11 protein-coding genes and 2 pseudogenes are annotated in these 17543 nt (G+C 57.2%); 4 read left to right on the forward strand and 9 right to left on the reverse strand.

Annotated features, from left to right (window positions below; all coding sequences use genetic code 11):
- Positions 1 to 531 (forward strand): annotated as a pseudogene (locus tag AC1DWM_RS28870) (DUF2955 domain-containing protein); the annotation flags it as partial.
- Here AC1DWM_RS28870 and AC1DWM_RS28875 read toward each other — a convergent pair.
- The 6 genes and pseudogenes from AC1DWM_RS28875 to serC form a co-directional block, all read right to left on the reverse strand.
- Positions 516 to 982, reverse strand: a pseudogene (locus AC1DWM_RS28875) (hypothetical protein). The pseudogenes AC1DWM_RS28870 and AC1DWM_RS28875 sit on opposite strands and share 16 nt — an antisense overlap.
- A 947-nt stretch (positions 983 to 1929) precedes the next feature.
- Positions 1930 to 3195 (reverse strand): serine hydroxymethyltransferase, encoded by a 1266-nt coding sequence (gene glyA, locus AC1DWM_RS28880; RefSeq protein WP_477796752.1) that lies wholly within the window; start codon positions 3193 to 3195, stop codon positions 1930 to 1932.
- Between the two features lie 25 nt (positions 3196 to 3220).
- Positions 3221 to 4402 (reverse strand): acetylornithine/succinylornithine family transaminase, encoded by a 1182-nt coding sequence (locus AC1DWM_RS28885; RefSeq protein WP_477796753.1) that lies wholly within the window; start codon positions 4400 to 4402, stop codon positions 3221 to 3223.
- Positions 4403 to 4426: 24 nt separating this feature from the next.
- Positions 4427 to 5272 carry a YggS family pyridoxal phosphate-dependent enzyme gene (locus tag AC1DWM_RS28890; protein WP_477796754.1) on the reverse strand — a complete coding sequence of 282 codons (846 nt, stop codon included), beginning with the start codon at positions 5270 to 5272 and terminating at the stop codon, positions 4427 to 4429.
- Complete coding sequence (locus tag AC1DWM_RS28895; protein ID WP_452627782.1) at positions 5272 to 6525, reverse strand: benzoate/H(+) symporter BenE family transporter; 1254 nt, start codon at positions 6523 to 6525, stop codon at positions 5272 to 5274. Before AC1DWM_RS28895 ends, AC1DWM_RS28890 begins: the two co-directional genes overlap by 1 nt.
- A gap of 123 nt (positions 6526 to 6648) precedes the next feature.
- Positions 6649 to 7731 carry a 3-phosphoserine/phosphohydroxythreonine transaminase gene (gene serC / locus AC1DWM_RS28900; RefSeq protein WP_477796755.1) on the reverse strand — a complete coding sequence of 361 codons (1083 nt, stop codon included), beginning with the start codon at positions 7729 to 7731 and terminating at the stop codon, positions 6649 to 6651.
- Between the two features lie 135 nt (positions 7732 to 7866).
- Here serC and pdxR point away from each other — a divergent pair, with 135 nt between their 5' ends.
- On the forward strand, positions 7867 to 9363 hold the full coding sequence (gene pdxR / locus AC1DWM_RS28905) for a MocR-like pyridoxine biosynthesis transcription factor PdxR (RefSeq protein ID WP_477796756.1): 1497 nt from the start codon (positions 7867 to 7869) through the stop codon (positions 9361 to 9363).
- Here pdxR and AC1DWM_RS28910 read toward each other — a convergent pair.
- Entirely contained in the window at positions 9360 to 9536 is a 177-nt protein-coding gene (locus tag AC1DWM_RS28910; protein ID WP_477796757.1) for a hypothetical protein, read from the reverse strand. The two genes, pdxR and AC1DWM_RS28910, sit on opposite strands and share 4 nt — an antisense overlap.
- Before the next feature lie 30 nt (positions 9537 to 9566).
- A complete protein-coding gene (locus tag AC1DWM_RS28915; protein WP_477796758.1) occupies positions 9567 to 10865 on the reverse strand; it encodes a serine hydroxymethyltransferase in 1299 nt (432 codons plus the stop codon).
- Between the two features lie 260 nt (positions 10866 to 11125).
- Here AC1DWM_RS28915 and AC1DWM_RS28920 point away from each other — a divergent pair, with 260 nt between their 5' ends.
- Positions 11126 to 12352: an MFS transporter gene (locus tag AC1DWM_RS28920; RefSeq protein WP_477796759.1), complete on the forward strand. Its 1227-nt coding sequence runs from the start codon at positions 11126 to 11128 to the stop codon at positions 12350 to 12352.
- A 392-nt stretch (positions 12353 to 12744) separates the two neighbouring features.
- On the opposite strand, the gene AC1DWM_RS28925 is transcribed toward AC1DWM_RS28920, so the two are convergent.
- Positions 12745 to 15396: an AAA family ATPase gene (locus AC1DWM_RS28925; RefSeq protein WP_477796760.1), complete on the reverse strand. Its 2652-nt coding sequence runs from the start codon at positions 15394 to 15396 to the stop codon at positions 12745 to 12747.
- A gap of 679 nt (positions 15397 to 16075) precedes the next feature.
- Here AC1DWM_RS28925 and AC1DWM_RS28930 point away from each other — a divergent pair.
- Positions 16076 to 17287, forward strand: coding sequence for a hypothetical protein (locus AC1DWM_RS28930; protein ID WP_477796761.1), 1212 nt, complete (start codon positions 16076 to 16078; stop codon positions 17285 to 17287).
- The last annotated feature ends 256 nt before the right edge of the window (positions 17288 to 17543 follow it).

Here is a 17543-nt window from a genome sequence, read left to right on the forward strand (position 1 = left end):
CCCCCACCGCCGGTGGGCGAAGAAGCCAGTCGGATTGCGTTGCGTGCAACCTTGATTGTCTTGCCGACGTTCCTGCTGGCAATGATCGACCCGGCGAGCTATCTGCCGATTATCCTGAAGGCGGTCGGCCTGGGTCAGCAATGCAACACGACCAGCGCCCGCAATGCCGGTCGCGAGCTGGTCGGCGCCACCTTGCTCGGCGGCTTGTTGGCCATCCTGTTCTGGTGCGCACTGAGCCTGTTTGTGCACCTGTGGATGTTCTTTCTGTGGACGCTGTTGTTCGGCCTGATACTGGCGCGCAAGCTGTACGCCCTGAGCCCGACCCGGTTTGGCCCGGGGTTATGGCTCAACACCTTTATCACGTTGATCATCCTGCTGGGCCAGTCAGTGCAGGACAGCGCTTTGGGCAAAGACGTCTACACCGCCTTCGCCGTGCGCATGGGGCTGTTCATCGCGGTCACGCTGTATGCCTGCTTGATGGTCCGACTGCTTGACCGGCCCGCAAAAGCGCAGACTCACGGAGTAACCTGATACCCCTTCCCTTGCAGGCAACTGGTATAGGCCGTCGAGGTGTTGGCAGCACTGGTTTTCTCATTAGCCCGGCGCTCCTGACGCTGACGCGAACCACCGACCACGACACCCGCCGCCGCGCCTTGAGCTTGATTCTGCCGATACTCTTGTTTCACGTTGTCATTGCCCCCCTCGTAAAATTCGTCATGTTGACGCCCGCGTGCATCGGCTGCGACCGCCCCTGCCGCAGCGCCGACCGCCGCCCCACGCACCCTTACCCCGGAGAAGTGTCAGTCGAAGCCGCCTGACTGGCTGCCACGCTATGGCATACGTTGATGTCCAACTGGGTTTGTTGCGAACTTTGGCCTTTGGTCGGCACCACGGTTTCGGCCCAGCTCTGGGCCGATGAAATCGATAACGCGACACACAGGCTGATGGGATAATCCCAACCTTGGTAATTCATCCTCTTCATTTTTCCATGGGAGCAATCTTGTCACTCATCGATGTGTTCGGGCTGTTAACGGGGGGGGCTAGGGTTGTGACCCGAAGGTATTTCCTTGCACCCGTTAGATGCGGTTTCAATTCGGTCATGGTTCAGGTGGACAGGCGTTAGATTTAAAGATTCACAAAACAGACTGCAAGTCACGAACGGCGGGGCCTGCGAGGCGTAACCACAATTTGTTAAAGCCGAGGTTTGAAATTGCGAGTGAGAGCGTTTTTAGCGCCCTGGCAATGCTCACCCCCAATGTGGAAAACAACGTTGGCGGGCGGCAGTTGCTGCAGGGGGTAATGGCGCAGATCTGCTCCATCCACCACTGGTGGTTGGACCTCAGATTGAGGGTGGAGAGATGCATCCAGATTTGGACGCATCTCTACTTGAGGCCGGAAAGCCTGAGCAGTAGATACCTCGAATCCAGGGTATGTAGATCCCACTCACAGTTGGTGGATGGGCCGGGCAGTCGCCAAAACAGGAGCAAGATGCCCGACAAGACCGAAAGCGCCGTAGGCCGCGTCGTGTCAGGCCTGGAGCCGAAAACCGAAATTAATCTTATAAGAGGATTTAAAGCACGAAGCGTGGGAACCCGAGCCAGACTAGGGCCACAACGGATTGAGTTTAATCGGCAGACCTAGTCTCTGCTGGGCGTGTCCAAACACTACATTATGACCGACAGCAACCGGCCAAAACCCTCGGGCTCTGGTAGAACGGTTATGAACACCAGAAAGCCTACATTTTGAACGAGTGAGTGAGTAAATATTCATATTTTACTGGCACGTTGGCGAACCACAATCCGCGAGTGTACAAGTCGCGGATTGTGGGCAATTACCTGATCAATGGCGCGTGGGTGTGGCCAAGGGGATCGCCTGATAAAACAGTTGAACACCCGGCCACCACCCGATCAGGCAATGGCCGGGCCAGACTCAGCGATAGACCGGAAAACGACGGCACAGCGCGACAACCTGTTCGCGCACGTGGTGCCCGACCTTGTCGGTGTCACCGTTTTCCAGGGCGTCCAGTACGTCGCATAACCAGCCGGCCACTTGCTCACAAGCCTCCACACCAAACCCGCGGGTGGTTACCGCCGGGGTGCCGATACGAAGGCCGGATGTCACAAACGGTGAGCGCGGGTCATTCGGCACCGAGTTTTTGTTGGCGGTGATATAGGCACTGCTCAGGGCCGCGTCGGCCTCCTTGCCGGTGTAGGGCTTGTCGGACAGGTCGATCAGCATCATGTGGTTGTCGGTGCCGCCCGAGACGATCTTGTACCCCCGCTTTTGCAACACCCCGGCCATGGCCCGGGCGTTGATGACCACTTGGGTCTGGTAGACGCTGAACGCCGGCGAAAGCGCTTCCTTGAACGCCACGGCCTTGGCCGCGATCTGGTGCATCAGCGGCCCGCCCTGCACGCCGGGAAACACAGCGGCATCGAGCTTTTTGTAGAAAGCCTCATCCTGTCCCTTGGACAAAATCAAACCGCCGCGTGGCCCGCGCAGGGTTTTGTGCGTGGTGCTGGTGACCACATGCGCATGGGGAAGCGGGTCGGGGTATTCGCCCGCGGCGACCAGCCCGGCGACGTGGGCCATATCAACCCAGAAGATAGCCCCTACCTTGTCGGCAATGCTGCGCATGCGTGCCCAGTCCTTGTACCGCGAATACGCGGAAAAACCACCGATCAACATTTTGGGGCGCGTCTGCAGTGCGATGCGCTCCATCTCGTCATAGTCAAGAAAGCCGGTTTTCGGGTCCAGTCCGTAAGGCACGATGGTGTAGTGACGCCCCGAAAAGTTGGCCGGRTTGCCGTGGGTCAGGTGACTGCCCTGGGCCAGGTTCATGCCCATCACCGTGTCACCGGGGTTGATCAGTGCCAAGAAGACCGCCGCGTTGGCCTGGGCGCCCGCATGGGGTTGCACGTTGGCGTAGTCGCAGCCGAACAGGGCCTTGACCCGCTTGATGGCCAGCCGCTCGGCCACATCGACGTATTCGCAGCCGCTGTAATAGCGCTTGCCGGGGTAGCCTTCGGCGTACTTGTTGGTGAGCACCGTGCTCTGGGTTTTCATCACCAGCGGGCTGGCATAGTTTTCCGAGGCGATCAGCTCGATATGGTCTTCCTGGCGATGCTCTTCGTTGTGAATCGATTCATACAGCTCAGGGTCGAAAGCGTTGAGGGTCAGCGTCGAGTCGTACATGTGCAAAGTGTCCTTGGTCAAGAATTCAAGCGGCGGGTGACAGCAGGCGCGTGATGCGCGCGGCGATGTCGTCGATCTGTGCGTCATCGCAGATCAGCGGCGGCAACAGGCGCACGGTGGTGCCCCGTGTGACGGTGATCAGCAGACGTTGTTCTTCACGGGCCCGGCCGACCAGTTCGGCGCACGGGCCATTGAGTTCAATGCCGATCATCAAGCCGATGCCGCGAATGGACACCACCTCAGGATGGTTGCCCAGCGCCAGCTTCAAGGCCGCCAACAAGCGGCGGCCCGAGGCGGCAGCGCGTTGCGGGATGTGATCGCGCTGCATGATGTCGAGCACTGTGCAGCCCACGCGGCACGCCAGCGGGTTACCGCCGAACGTGGACGCATGGTGGCCGGGGGAAAACAGCTCGGCGGCCTTGCCCCGCGCCAGGCAAGCGCCGATGGGGAAACCGTTGCCCAGCGCTTTGGCCAGGGTAATGACGTCCGGCTCGATGCCCGCATGCTCAAAACCAAACCAGGTACCGGTGCGGCCCAGCCCGGTCTGCACTTCATCGATCATCATCAGCCAGTCGTGTTCATCACACAGTTGGCGCAAGGCCTGCAGGTAGCCGGCAGAGGCGGCGTGCACGCCCCCCTCACCCTGCACCGGCTCGACGAGCACCGCGACGATATCGGGTGACTGCGCCGCGACTTGGCGAATCGCCTCGATGTTGTCGTAAGGCACTCGCACAAAGCCCGGCATCAGGGGCTCGAAGCCGCGATGCACGTCGGGGTTGCCGGTGGCGGCGAGAGTGGCCAGGGTGCGCCCGTGAAAACTGTTGTCCATCACCAACACTTGTGGCTGGGTCACCTGCCGGGCGTTGGCGTGCAGGCGGGCCAGTTTGAGCGCCGCTTCGTTGGCCTCCGCTCCGGAGTTGCAGAAAAACGCCCGTTGCATGCCCGAGAGCAGGCACAGTCGTTCGCCCAATTGCTCCTGCCATGGGATGCGAAACAGGTTGGTCGTGTGCAGTAACACCGTGGCCTGTTCGGCGATGGCCGCGGCAATTTCGGGGTTGGCATGCCCCAGGCTCGTCACCGCCACACCGGCGATGGCATCCAGGTATTCAAGACCCTCGGTGTCCCACAACGAGGCGCCCTGGCCTCGGCTGAACGAAACCGGTTGTCGGGCTGAGGTGTGCATGAGGTAAGCGGGTGCAGCGGACATTGCGGGCCTTCCTGTTGGGGGGGATCAACGGCTGGGAGTGATCGACAACAACGTGTCTTCACTGAGGGGGCGGGCATCGGCGGTCGGCCAGTAGTACGCATCCGGCATGGCTCGGGCACCGAAGATCGCTTGTCCGACGCGCACCACGGTCGCGCCCTCTTCAATGGCGATTTCAAAGTCACCCGACATGCCCATCGACAGCTCTTGCAGCGACACCCCATCAGGGACGCAATGACGCAAGCGGTCGCGCAATTCACGCAGCCGGACGAAGCACGGGCGCACCCGTACCACTTCGGCCGAGAACAGCGCCAGCGTCATCAACCCGCGAACCCGCAGTCTCGGGAACGCAGGCATAGTCTCCAGGAAAGCCGCCACGTCATCGGGCGCCAGCCCGTACTTGCTGGCTTCGCCTGAGGTATTGACCTGGACGAACACGTCCATCTGCCGACCTTCAATGTGCAGCCGACGGTCCAGCGTCTCGGCCACCCGCAGGCTGTCCAGGGCCTGGAACTCGCTGGCGAAGCGTGCGACCTGCTTGGCCTTGTTGGTCTGCAAGTGGCCGATCACCGACCATTGCAGGTCTTGCAGGTCGGTCATGGCTTCCCACTTGCGCTGTGCTTCCTGCACCTTGTTCTCGCCCAGCAGGCGGCAGCCGGCGGCATAGGCCAGACGCAGATGAGCTTCATCAAAGGTTTTGCTGACCGGCAGCAAGCGCACACCGGCCGGGTCCCGCCCTACTCGACCGCACGCCTCGACAATGCGTTGCTGCACGGCGGCCAGGTTGCGGCGAAAGTCTTCGACACTGCCGGCCTGTGGGTAACGACCATGGCGCGCATGCAGGGTGTTGAGGTCTTCGGTTTGATCAGGCATCAGTTGGCCGCTCCTTTGGTGGGCACTGCAACCGGTTCGGCCTTTGGGACAGCCGTCTTTTCACGACGCGGCAACTGCCCATTGAGCACGGCGTAGGCCGCCAGGCCGATGACCAGGCCCCAGAACGCGCCGCCGATGCCCAGCAGGGTGATATTGGCCGCACAGGCCAGAAAGGTGATCAGCGACGCTTCCCGCGATTTCACGTCCGCCATGGCATTGGCCAGGCTTGCGCCGAGGGTGCCCAACAGGGCCAGCCCGGCCAGGGTGGTGATGAAGGTCGCCGGGAAGGCCATGAACACCGCCGCCAGGGTCACGCCGAAAATCCCCACCAGGATGTAGAAGACGCCCGCGGCCACGCCTGCGATCCAGCGCTTGGACGGGTCTTCAGAGGCTTCCTTGCCAGTGCAGATGGCGGCCGTGATGGCCGCGATGTTGAAGGCATGGGAACCGAACGGCGCCATCAGCAAAGAACCCAGCCCGGTCACGCTGAGGATCGGGTTGGCACTGGTGTTGAACCCGTCATTGCGCAGCACCAGCATGCCCGGCATGTACTGCCCCGTGAGGGTGATCAGAAACAGCGGCAACGCCACGCTCAACAACGCATTGACCGAGAACTCAGGGCGTGTGAACACCGGTGTCGCAAACTCCAGCGCCAGCCCCGTGAAATCCACGCGCCCCTGCATCAGCAGAAAGCCAAGCCCCAGCACCAGAATGCCGACCACCGCATAGCGCGCACTCAAGCGCTTGAACACGATGTAGGCGCCGATCAACACCCCGACCAATAACGGGTCGACGCTCATGCTGGCGAACGCACCGATGCCGAACTGCAGCAGGATGCCGCCCAACAAGCCCGCTGCCACACCGGGCGGGATCAGGCGAACGGCTTTTTCAAAGTAGCCGGACACGCCGAGCAGCACGAACGCTGCAGCCGAAATCATGTACGCCCCGATGGCCTCAGCGTAGGGTGTGGTCGCCAAGGCGACGATCAAAAAAGCCGCCGCCGGGGTCGACCAGGCGGTGATGATCGGCTCGCGGCTCACCCAACTGAGGAACAGCCCGGTCACCCCTACCCCGATCGACACTGACCAAACCCACGACGCCGTCAACTCAGGGCTGAGCCCTGCGACCTTGGCGGCCTGAAACACCAGGATGAAGGTGCCGCCGTAATTGACGATCACCGAAATCAGCCCGGCAACCACCGGGTGCAGCAGGTCCCGCAGACGCAGGGACGAGAGGGATTGAGTAGCTGACATAGGTCTTGGCTCCTTGCTGGACGATGTATCCGGCCGCTGGTAAGCGGTCATTTATAGCCGTTGAATGGCAGGTTTTACCCCTACGCTTTAACGCAGCAGACCAGACCACTTTGCGCGGTCGGCTCATCCATGCTCGCGCGCAAACGCGTTCATGAAATCGCAAAGCGCCTCGACCGCCGGCACTGAAACGGCGTTGTAGAGGCTGGCGCGCAGGCCGCCGACGCTGGCGTGGCCTTGGAGGCCATTGAGGCCGGCCTGCTCGGCGCTCCGCAAAAAGGCCTTCTCCAGCGCCGCCTCGGCCAGTCGGAAGGGCACGTTGTTGATGGAGCGATACGGTAACTGCACAGGGTTGCGGTAAAACCCGTCACTCCCATCGATGGCGCGGTACAGCATTCGCGCCTTGGCCTGGTTGCGCTGATGCAGGGCCTGCAGACCGCCACTGTGCTTGATCCACTTGAGCGTCAGGCCGGTGAGGTACCAGGGGAAGGTCGCCGGGGTATTGGGCATCGACTGCGCGTCGCTGATGCGCGCGTAGTTGAGAATGTCCGGGGTAAAGGCATGGGAACGCTCCAGCAACGCCGGGTCCACGATGACCACCGTCAACCCGGCCACGCCCATGTTTTTCTGCGCGGCGGCATACACCAGCCCATGCCTGGCGATGTCGATCGGCTTGGACAGCAGGCTTGAACAGGCATCGCACACCAGCGGCGCGTCGCTCGCGGGCGTGTCGATGAACTGCACGCCGTGCACCGTCTCATTCTCGGTGTAGTGCAAGTAGGCGGCGTCGGCGTTAAGGCGCCAGTCAGAGGCGTGGGGGACGCGGTCGAAACCGGACGCGTGGGCACTGGCAACCACGCGCACATCGCAGTAGCGCTGTGCAGCCTCGATCGCCTTGCCCGACCAGAGGCCGGTGTGCAGGTAATCCGCCGTGCCTTTATCGCCTATCAGGTTCATCGGCACTTGAGCGAACTGCAACGAGGCGCCCCCTTGCAGAAACAACACTTTGTAGGCGGGCGGCACCCCGAGGATATCGCGCAGGTCCCGTTCGGCCTCGCGGGCCACCGCCATGAACACCTGCGAACGATGGCTGATTTCCATCACGGACATGCCGGTGCCGGCAAAATCGAAAAACTCCTCGTGCGCCTGAGTGAGGACGTCCAACGGCACCGCGGTGGGGCCTGCGCTGAAGTTGTGTGACCGAGCCATGGTTGAGTAACTCCTGTTCAAGAACGCTCGCCCTGCGCGTAATCACCGAGGTAAAGCCTAGGGTGGCGAGGGCAGGAGTCTACGGATAAACTGGCCTGCCTTTACCTGCCAGTTCATGGAAAGAGAGCAGACCACATGGCAAAGACCTTCGAGCTGGAAACCCTGAAGATGCGCCTCAACGACGCTGAGTTTCAGCTACTGGATTTGCACCAGCGGATCCAACGTGCACTGCGTGCGCTGATTCTCGACGGTGCCCTCGGCCCCGGCTTGAAACTGCCCGCCACGCGGGTACTGTCCAAGTCACTGGGTTGCGCCCGTGACACCGTTGAGAACGCCTATGTGCAGTTGCATCGGGACGGGTTCATCGTCCGCCGCGAAGGCGCCGGCAGTTACGTCTGCGACACGGTGGGCGCCGAATTGCACGGTGCCGGCCGACGACGCCTCAAGGCTCAGGAAGTCAGGAGCAGCGTCGCCGCGCCGGGCGCCGAACTCAGCCAACGCGGGCGGATGATCTTCGACACCGGCGGCGTGCGCGATCAGCAAGTCATCAAGGCATTCGCCACCGGCCTGCCGGAAACCCGCAACTTCCCGACGGATGTCTGGGAGCGTTTGCAGCGCCAGGTCATGAAGGACTATCGCGCGAACGTGCTGCTGCATGGCGATCCACAAGGGGCTGAGCCCCTGCGCAAAGCGATTGCCACCTACCTGAACCTCGAACGCGGCGCCAAATGCTCCCCCGACCAGGTGCTGGTATTGAGCAGTACGCGTCAGGCGTTGTATCTGTGCGCGCAGTTGCTGGTGGACGCCGGCAAGCCGATTCTGCTGGAAAACCCCGGCTATTACGGCGCCCGCAAGGCCTTCGAAATCGCCGAAACCAAGGTGCTGCCCATTGATGTCGATGAACGGGGCATCCGCACCGACCTGCTGTACGCCGACCGCAGCGGCGCCAATTGCGTGTATGTCACGCCCTCGCACCAATACCCCACCGGCGCGACGTTGCCGCTGGAGCGGCGTCTTGAGTTGATCAATTGGGCGGCGCAAAAAGGCAAGTGGATCATCGAGGATGACTACGACAGCGAGTTCCATTACGACGGGCAACCCACGGCGTGCGTGCAGGGCCTGGACAAGTATCAGCGCACGCTCTACATCGGCACGTTCAGCAAGACCCTCTACCCCGGCCTGCGCATGGGGTATATGGTGTTGCCCTCCGAGCTGGTCAAGCCCTTTGCCTATGCGCGCAGCATGATGGACGGCCACACTCCTCAAACGCTGCAACTGACACTGGCGCGCTTTATGGAAGACGGCCATTACAACGCGTATGTCCGGGCCATGCGCAAGCTGTATGCCGGACGCCGGTCGATCATGCACGATGCCATCGGCAAGTACTTGAGCATGGTGGTCACCGCCGAACTGCCGCCGGGCGGGTTGCAAATCCCCTGCTTGCTGAAAGCCGGATGGTCCGAGGAAAAAACCATCCGCCAAGCCGCCACTGCCGGCGTGCAACTGTCCGGCCTCAGCGGCTTGTACGCGGGCGACCCGAAGCAACAGGGCTGGCTGCTGGGCTACTCCTCCCTGACCGCGTATGAAATCGAAGCCGCCATGTTGCGCCTGGCCAACGCCCTGAAAATCTAATGGCCCAGCGCATAGTTCATCAGCAGCTGCTGGGCCTGGGCGGCCAACCGCGCACGCTTGGGCAGCTTGGGGCATTCAACCGCGATGACGGGTTGAGGTTTGGCGGTGGTGAACAGTCTGAACCGTGACGTGCGGGTTGCCGCCAGGCGGCCGGTGGGGATGATGCCGGGCATTGGAATTCCTTTTCAAAAAAGCGCAGGCGGTTAATACGGCAGCCTGAAACGCTTGGTCAGGTCGCTTATGCCTTCACGAATCGAGCGTTCGGTGCGGCCGTCGAGGGCACCGCTGCGCACGCCACCGAGCATGGCCAGAATCATGTCGCCGATCTCCCTGAACTCATCGACCCCCATGCCACGCGAAGTGCACGCCGCACTGCCGAGACGAATGCCGGACGTCACGGTGGGCTTGACCTCATCGCCGGGCACGACATTTTTGTTCACGGTAATGCCGATTGCCTCCAACGCACGCTCGGCGACATTCCCCACCAGGCCCCAGGGCCGCAGGTCAATCACCCCCAAGTGACAGTCGGTGCCGCCCGACACGACCAACAACCCACCTTCAGCCAATCGGCCGCACAAGGCCTGGGCATTGGCGACCACGGCGTGGGCATAAGCGCCGAAGGCCGGTTGCAATGCCTCGCCCAGCGCCACGGCCTTGGCCGCAACGGTGTGCATCAGTGCCGCGCCCTGCAGGCCGGGGAACACAGCCGCATTGATCTTCTGCGCAATGGCCTGCTCATTGCACAAGATCATCCCGCCACGCGGACCGCGCAACGTGGCGTGGGTGCTGAGGGTGGTGACATGGGCGAACGGCACTGGAGACGGATACGCACCACCCGCGACCAGCCCGGCGACGTGGGCGATGTCGGCCATCAGGAACGCACCCACCTCGTCGGCAATCGCACGAAACCGGGCGAAATCCAGCGCCCGTGAATACGCCGAGGCCCCTGCGATGATCAGGCGTGGGCGTTCTTGTCGGGCGATCTGCTCGACCTGATCCATGTCGACCCTATGGGTCACCGGGTGCACGCCATAGCTGAGGGCCTGAAACCAGAGCCCGGACAAGTTGAACACAGCACCATGGGACAGGCGCCCACCGGACTTGAGGTCCAGACCCAGGATCTTGTCCCCCGGCGCCAGCAGAGCCAGAAACACAGCCTGGTTGGCTTGGCTGCCCGAATGGGGTTGCAGGTTGGCATAGGCACAGCTGAACAGTTGCCTGGCCCGCTCGATGGCGAGTTCTTCAATTGCATCGACATTGCAGCAACTGGCGTAATAGCGACGCCCTGGGTAGCCCTCGGCATATTTGTTGGTCAGCACCGACCCTTGGGCCTCGAGCACTGCACGACTGACCACGTTTTCGGCGGCGATCAGCTCGATTGACTGCACTTGGCGCTGACGCTCGGCGTCGATGGCGCGCCACACCTCCCCGTCCACCTGGGGCAGCGCAACGCCACTGACCCCTGGCAGCGCGTGGCCCTCCCGATAAGCGAAATGCGGCATGGTCACTCCCTGTTTAAACGCCCGATAACACGCCGCACTACCCTAGCCGCCCACGGACCGGCCAACCATACCAGTTCGTGCCGACGTTGCAGACCACCGCGCTCAATGCCGCTGCCACACGTCTACGCAGGGGCAGGCATCGTGAAGTCGCTGCCATTCAAAGTGGTCTGGTGGACTCATCGGTAATGGACTATCGCGCAAGACCATCGCCTCATTAAGCTCTGCGCCGGTTTTGCCATGCTCATCACACAGGTTTCGCCATGACGATTCGTATCGGGTTGTTGCCTCAGGTCGCCGCAGCGCACTTTGTCAGTCATTTGCACATCATGGTGCTGGCGGCGCTGTTCCCCCTGCTTCCGGCTTTTTTCAACGTGGATTATGTCGAGCTGGGCCTGGCTTTGAGCCTGTTCAATATCGTCACGGCGCTGGTACAGGCGCCCATGGGGTTTGCCGTGGACCGCCACGGTGCCAGGCGCTTGCTGTTGGTCGCGCTAGCACTGGGCAGCAGCAGTTTCCTGCTGATTGCACTCCTGCCCGGCTACACCTATTTGTTGATCGGCATGGCGCTGGCCGGCGTCGCCAACGCCATTTATCACCCGGCCGACTACGCCCTGCTGTCCCGACACATTGACCCCGCCCACATCGGTAAGGCGTTCTCCGTGCATACCTTTGCCGGCTTCCTTGGCGCGGCCGTGGCCCCTGTGTTTTTGCTGGGTATCGCGGTGGCGAGCAACCCGGCCATGGCCTTCGCGGCGGCGGCACTGGTGGGGTTTGTCGCGCTGGCGCTGTTGTTGATCCCTGGCTCCGCACTGGCCCAGGTCAGTCGCCTGCATCCCGCCGCCGACCCGACACCCCTCGGCGCCCGTCGCCTGTCACTGCTCTCGCCTATGGTGCTAAGCCTGACCCTGTTGTTCGTGCTGCTGAACCTGAGCACCGGCGCGATTGAGAAGTTCTCGGTCGCCGCCCTGATGCAAGGCCAGGGCGTGTCCTTGACCTGGGCCAACTCGGCGTTGACCGCCTTCCTCTTTGCCAGCGCCTTCGGCGTGCTGGCAGGGGGAGCCTTGGTCGACCGGCGGGGCGGCCACGCTGGCCGCAGTCATCGTCTCGCTACGTCTTGCACTTCGAGTCGAGCGAATCCGCGTACGCACTACTGTGGGGGTGCGGCTCGTATTCGCAGGCGATGGCACGCCTGCGGAAGAACACGTCGGTTTCACCATAGTCAATCTTGGAGGTCGGCCAGTTACTGTAAATTCGGTCGGGTGGCGCGTTGGAAGGGGAAAGAGCGCCCGCCACAGCATTCAGCCTCTCTATGGGCAGTACACGCCGCAGTATCCAAAGCAGCTCGCGCATGGCGAGCAAGTAACCTTCATGGTTTCATTTCTTGCTCTACCGTCTTGGCCCAAAGAGTTCGCTACTCGCTTCGTCCAAGATCTCTCGCCGAAGAACCTCCGAACGCTGCGGGCGCTGATTCACACGTCTGTGGGTGAAACGATTGAAGTCAAACCAGAAGAAAACTTACTGCGGCGGCTTCGCGAAGCTGGGACCTAAGCCTTTCATCGAGCCGACGTATCCTGGCAAGCCGGGTCCCGCCGCTCATATTAAACGTTCGCTATTCGGCAGCTTTTGGGATCAGCGACAGACCACTTTGGGTCGGCTGCCGCCGGTGGCGACAGGCAGAAATCGGCCAAAAGCGCTCGATGGACACCATGCTGGCAAAACGAAAGTCTGAAGCTAGAAATGCTCGAAACGGATCTAGTCGACTATGACGTACAGAATTGGGACACCCATTAGCCGGTCTCGAGTCAAGGCTAAAAGCCAACTTACCCTGCAGCAAGAGCTGCAGGGTTTCTCCTATAACTAAACCCGACCGGCTTGAACGTCAGCCAATTTCACAAACTGGTGAATCAAACTGGCCCTCAAATGCGGATTTTGCAGGCTTACGTCGAGTACCGATAGCTTTTGCGAAGACTCTCAGCTCCTCAATATCAGCAGAAATTTGTTTAGGGGCGGGTCTGTTTTCGGTGATAGCTTTGGACTTGTCGTGACCGTACATCCAAGTACTTGCTGTTGTCATGTGGGACGTTATTTTGTTCGCATCATCTGGTTCAATAGTAATTTGACCGATTCGTGTGGTCTGGATGCTATTTCTTCCTCTACTAACAATGTCAAAGAAAAGATCTTGTTCGATAAGTGACTCCCATGCTTCCCTCAGCAAGCAGTAGAGCAGTGCTGCTTTTTCATTGTACTGTGCTGTGTCAGTTTCAAAAAGCTGCTTGAATGAATTAAGGTTCGTATCTAAATGATGTGCTCGTTGGGCGGTGGTCATACCCCGCCATGGCGCTTCAGATAAGCAAAATCCTGAATCTTTTCCGTTTCTTCTTACTGTAAAAGAAGATAGCGCAGGGCGTAATCCTTGACTTAATACTAACTCGATACACTTCCCTTCTATTTCCATAATCAAAGATAAGTCATGGGTAAAAATGATTAACTGCCGGCTAAGCGCTTCTTGTGTTAGACGCAAAGCTATTTTTTCACGGTAAACATGGTCGAGTGAACTGACAGGATCATCAAGTACCAAGGGTGAAACATTGCCAAATGTCCTCATTTCCGCCAAATATGCGGCTAATGAAATCACCTTCTGCTCTCCTTCGCTGAGTACCCTGCCAGGCTTTTGTGATCCTATGGAAAAGCTGTGTGAAGTATCACTGTCTCTGACGAGTGGCGTTATATCTATTACAAGATTTACGCCTAATCTTGATAGCTCATCCTTAAAATATTCTATAAAGTCAGGGGTTACAAGATCGGCAATGATAGATTTTGCTTTGTTTGAGAAGCGAGTTTTTGTTTGTTTTATAGCATTTAATGCGGTGGCGATTTTTTTGTTTAGCATGAGAGCTTGGTGATAGCTTAAAATTGAGGGGGCTGCAATTGAGAGCTCCTTCCTTAATTTCTGTTTTACTAAGGATTCTTTGTCTTTTGAATGTTTTTCTGGTGAAATGTTGGCTTGTAACTCGGCCAGCTTTTCGTTTAGCTTTACGGTAAGGTTGTCGAGTATTGAAGGGGGGGTTATAGTTGTTTCATCATACTGCTTTTCAGTCTGGTCTGTTTGAGTGAAAAACTCTTTGCGAGTCTTAATGACTTTAAACGCCTCAGCTAATCCGCCATCGATTTGAAGAAGGTCTATTAATTCTAATGAAAGCGGTTCGTAGGCCTCAGGTTCAGGCACTAGCAAATCAGTTATAAGCTTTTCAGCGTCATTTAGTTTTTGCTTTGCTGTTTCAAATGAAGTCTTACTTTTGTCTTTGATGTAGTTTTCGAATCGTGATAAGCGTTGCTCGGCATGCTCATGCAGTGGCTGCATGCACAGAACACAAAGAGCTTCATTCCCCGTATAAGGAAAGACTTTTCCTACATATGCATGCTGTTCAGAGTATTCCTGTGCCGCTTTTAGTAAGTTTTTCCAAGGATCGCTGTGTACTCCGTTTAGTGGTTCTTTTACATCGAATGCGACTAACGAAGTCTCGTAGGTTTTCTGTGCATTGTCTAGCGCATCCTGCAGTAGTTTTATTTCTGCAGGTTTGGATGTCGATAAAACGTCAATGCATTTGGATAGCTTGGCAATGGCGTTAGGGAGTCGAGTGCTTACAATTGATTTTATTTTTTCAATTACTTTAACAGTTGCGCCATTTTCGTAGTCTGCTATATTTTTTGACAGTAGGTTTAAGTTTGTTTGGTCGTCTTCGGCCCACGTCATGTTTTTTTGTAACGCGTCAACTTTGCTTTTTTCTGTTATTGATTTAAACCAGGCATTTAACTCTAGATCATCTTCCAAGCCTGGTATGGAAGGTGGTGTAGCATCTTTTTTCCTGGATTCGATAGTTGTTTTTATTGAATCCATCATTGGAGAGATTTTATCAAAAATTTCAGCGCCACGAGGCTTGTAGGTGACTTGATTGTTTTTGTCGAGAAGTGCTTTCCCGCAGTCAGTGTCGAAAACATTTATGGTCGTAAGGTCGGTAAGTGATTTTCCCGGACTCCACTGCCACTCTTCCCTGTCACCATTTTTTAAAAACGTTATTTTTGCCGACTGAGCGGTGCTCACTGGCTTGTATATATTCCCTAAAACGGTTGGCTCGATATGTTTGGCAAAGCATGCGCCTTTTAATATCCGGCTATATCCGGACTTACCTGAGCCATTGTCGCCGTATACCAATGTTAGACCGTCGTGGCTAAATGGCAGTTTTGCAGTTTCGTGTATGGCATTTATATTTGTAACTGAGTCAATGCAGCATAGTTTTATCGGAGATGTTGAAGCAGTGTTGCTTATCGACCCGGAAGTAAGGATTGGCGGATGGAGTTCTTTTGTTTCAGAGGGTTCATTTATATTGAATGAGCAAATTGCATTGCGTGAAACCTGCGATATGTCATCAGGCTCTAGGGCCCCCTTGGCGAGAAGTCGGCGTACTAAATCAGCCTCCCAATCAGGCAAGTCGTTTGCCGCCCATTCAACAATTGATTGATATGAATTCATACACCCTCCATGTGAAATAAAGTAGCTTCCCTTGTACACCCCCTTTTGATCACTGTCGAGACCAAGTAAGACCGGTGAAGCCTTGTGAAGAATAGTCGCATCTACCCAACAATGCTTACTTGCTGGGGGAGATATCGCGCTGAGCTTTTTTAAGGCGTCTGGTGCAGGGATCTGCAGGCTTTTTTAGATCCGCTGACCATCATGCCAAGCGTGTAGATGCTGGGCGCGTGAGACGTGCAGGGGTGCAGAAAAACGTACTTATTTAGACCGCAGGTGTGGTGGGGGGGCAACTGCGCGCGCCGAGTGGAGCGCTAGCCATCGATTGCTGGTTTGCTTGATTAGCGGGATCAGTTACGTCATCGCTTCTCACGTGACCACCTGATTGAATTATCACTGACCAGTCATTTGCATTAGCGCCGGTAGCTGGCACCACTCAGAAGGGGGCATCGGCTAAGAACCCAACGACTACAACCGACCGAACAGCCGGTTAACCTCTGCGCTGTAGCAGCTGCCGTAGACTACGCGGACCTCAAAGTGCGCAATAGATCTTAAGCGTACTTAGGAATGCCCCACCTAACGCGGGAGACTACAATCTAGCAGCATCGATCAGAACGCTATGCTGAAAAATCGCTATGATATGATTTTGGCTGGCCGGAGGCTCGCGCTGCGAGTTTGCTTTATGTCCATTAACGCATTTTATTGTGATCTCAACGAATTTTGCCGAAAGTACTTAGTAGGAAACACACCAGTTTCTAAACAAGATTTAGCCGCCTTCATTCCAAGACAAAAAAGTGTTGACGCCTCGACTTTCGAAAACTTAATGCTGTTTGACAAGACAATGTTCAAGGTGTACGGCGAAAACATTCCCCTGGCCTATCTAATAGGCATCATGGGCGAAAAAGCTTTCGAAGAGCTTATTGAGCAGGATGCACTAGGATTTGTGCTATGGAAGCCGATGATAACTTTTATGGTGGATCCGATCTCCGGTATCGACCCTCTCGCTTCTGGAAATACGTCCAGCCCTGCGCATTCTGACCCTGAGGAGTCTTTGGAGTTGGGATTGCAATGGCTAAAATCACCCATGAGGCGTCAGAAGCGCAGATCACTAGTTAAAAAACTGCGAGACAAGTATGAAGTTACGGAAGATCATCTTCCCCATCGTGCTGTAGAGCTGACAGTGTCAGCTTATAACAGTTCGCGACTTGATATTTATGGATTTGACTCAAAGAACGTACCCTACCGCAATGTGCCTAACAAACTTTATAAAGGGTTAGCCAAGCACGCCGATAATATCCTTGAGTATGTATATCTATTAGAAAACCAATTAAGCTCAGTCTCAAAGGCTGAATATCACGACTATTTGTTAACTTCGAATAGTAGGCTTAAGTCGGCCAATGTTGCTCTGAGCAATTACTGTCAAATCGTAGATATCGAAGGTGTGCCCGATCTGAAGTCCATGTATCAAAACTGCACACAACCTTTCGATAAACTTCTCCGGATGCGAAACAAAGGTTACGCAAAGAAATTTAGATCCTGGCTGAACGGCATTGATAGTGACCTAGACTCACAGGAAGTTATCAAGGCCTACTACGAGGCCATTCTGAAGCCACAAGGGTTTCTGCAAACCGGACCTGGGAAGATGGCCAAGACCCTTTCGATGGCTGGCGTTGGAATGGGTGTAGGAGCTTTAATTGGTGGCCCAGCCGCCGCCATTGCTGGTGCGGCGGGAGGCAAGCTGATCGAAGGTGTTGCCGACATCGGACTCGACTTACTAGATGAGTACCTTTTGGACGGAGTACTGAAAGGCTGGACACCAAGAGTGTTCATAGAAAAACTCGACCAAGCGAGCCGCAAAGACCTGTCAAGAAGCCGAGTCGAGCCAAGGATCTGAACGAATATCCGAGCGGCCGCTCTTGGCCCAGAGTGTGTAAAAACGCTCATGACCTCATCGCTTTCGATCATCGACGTTCGTTGACTGAGCGATTGTGCAGTCGATGCCGCGGATCGCATTAGTCGCGACCTGGAACACGCCAACGCTGTTTTTACAGCTATTGGGACGGGCCAAAATCAGCCTTTTTCAGGCTGTCAGCGCTTTCATCAATCCGTTGGCACCGATGATTTTCATGACCCGTTTCATGTTGTAGGCG

It is taken from the genome of Pseudomonas sp. P4_C8 (assembly GCF_056401975.1).

Coding starts and splice junctions, on each gene's coding strand:
- pdxR (WP_477796756.1), top strand. CDS start 7,867: ATGGCAAAGACCTTCGAGCTGGAAACCCTGAAGATGCGCCTCAACGAC.
- AC1DWM_RS28925 (WP_477796760.1), bottom strand. CDS start 15,396: ATGAATTCATATCAATCAATTGTTGAATGGGCGGCAAACGACTTGCCT.
- AC1DWM_RS28890 (WP_477796754.1), bottom strand. CDS start 5,272: ATGCCTGATCAAACCGAAGACCTCAACACCCTGCATGCGCGCCATGGT.
- AC1DWM_RS28885 (WP_477796753.1), bottom strand. CDS start 4,402: ATGTCCGCTGCACCCGCTTACCTCATGCACACCTCAGCCCGACAACCG.
- AC1DWM_RS28910 (WP_477796757.1), bottom strand. CDS start 9,536: ATGCCCGGCATCATCCCCACCGGCCGCCTGGCGGCAACCCGCACGTCA.
- AC1DWM_RS28895 (WP_452627782.1), bottom strand. CDS start 6,525: ATGTCAGCTACTCAATCCCTCTCGTCCCTGCGTCTGCGGGACCTGCTG.
- AC1DWM_RS28915 (WP_477796758.1), bottom strand. CDS start 10,865: ATGCCGCATTTCGCTTATCGGGAGGGCCACGCGCTGCCAGGGGTCAGT.
- AC1DWM_RS28930 (WP_477796761.1), top strand. CDS start 16,076: ATGTCCATTAACGCATTTTATTGTGATCTCAACGAATTTTGCCGAAAG.
- serC (WP_477796755.1), bottom strand. CDS start 7,731: ATGGCTCGGTCACACAACTTCAGCGCAGGCCCCACCGCGGTGCCGTTG.
- AC1DWM_RS28920 (WP_477796759.1), top strand. CDS start 11,126: ATGACGATTCGTATCGGGTTGTTGCCTCAGGTCGCCGCAGCGCACTTT.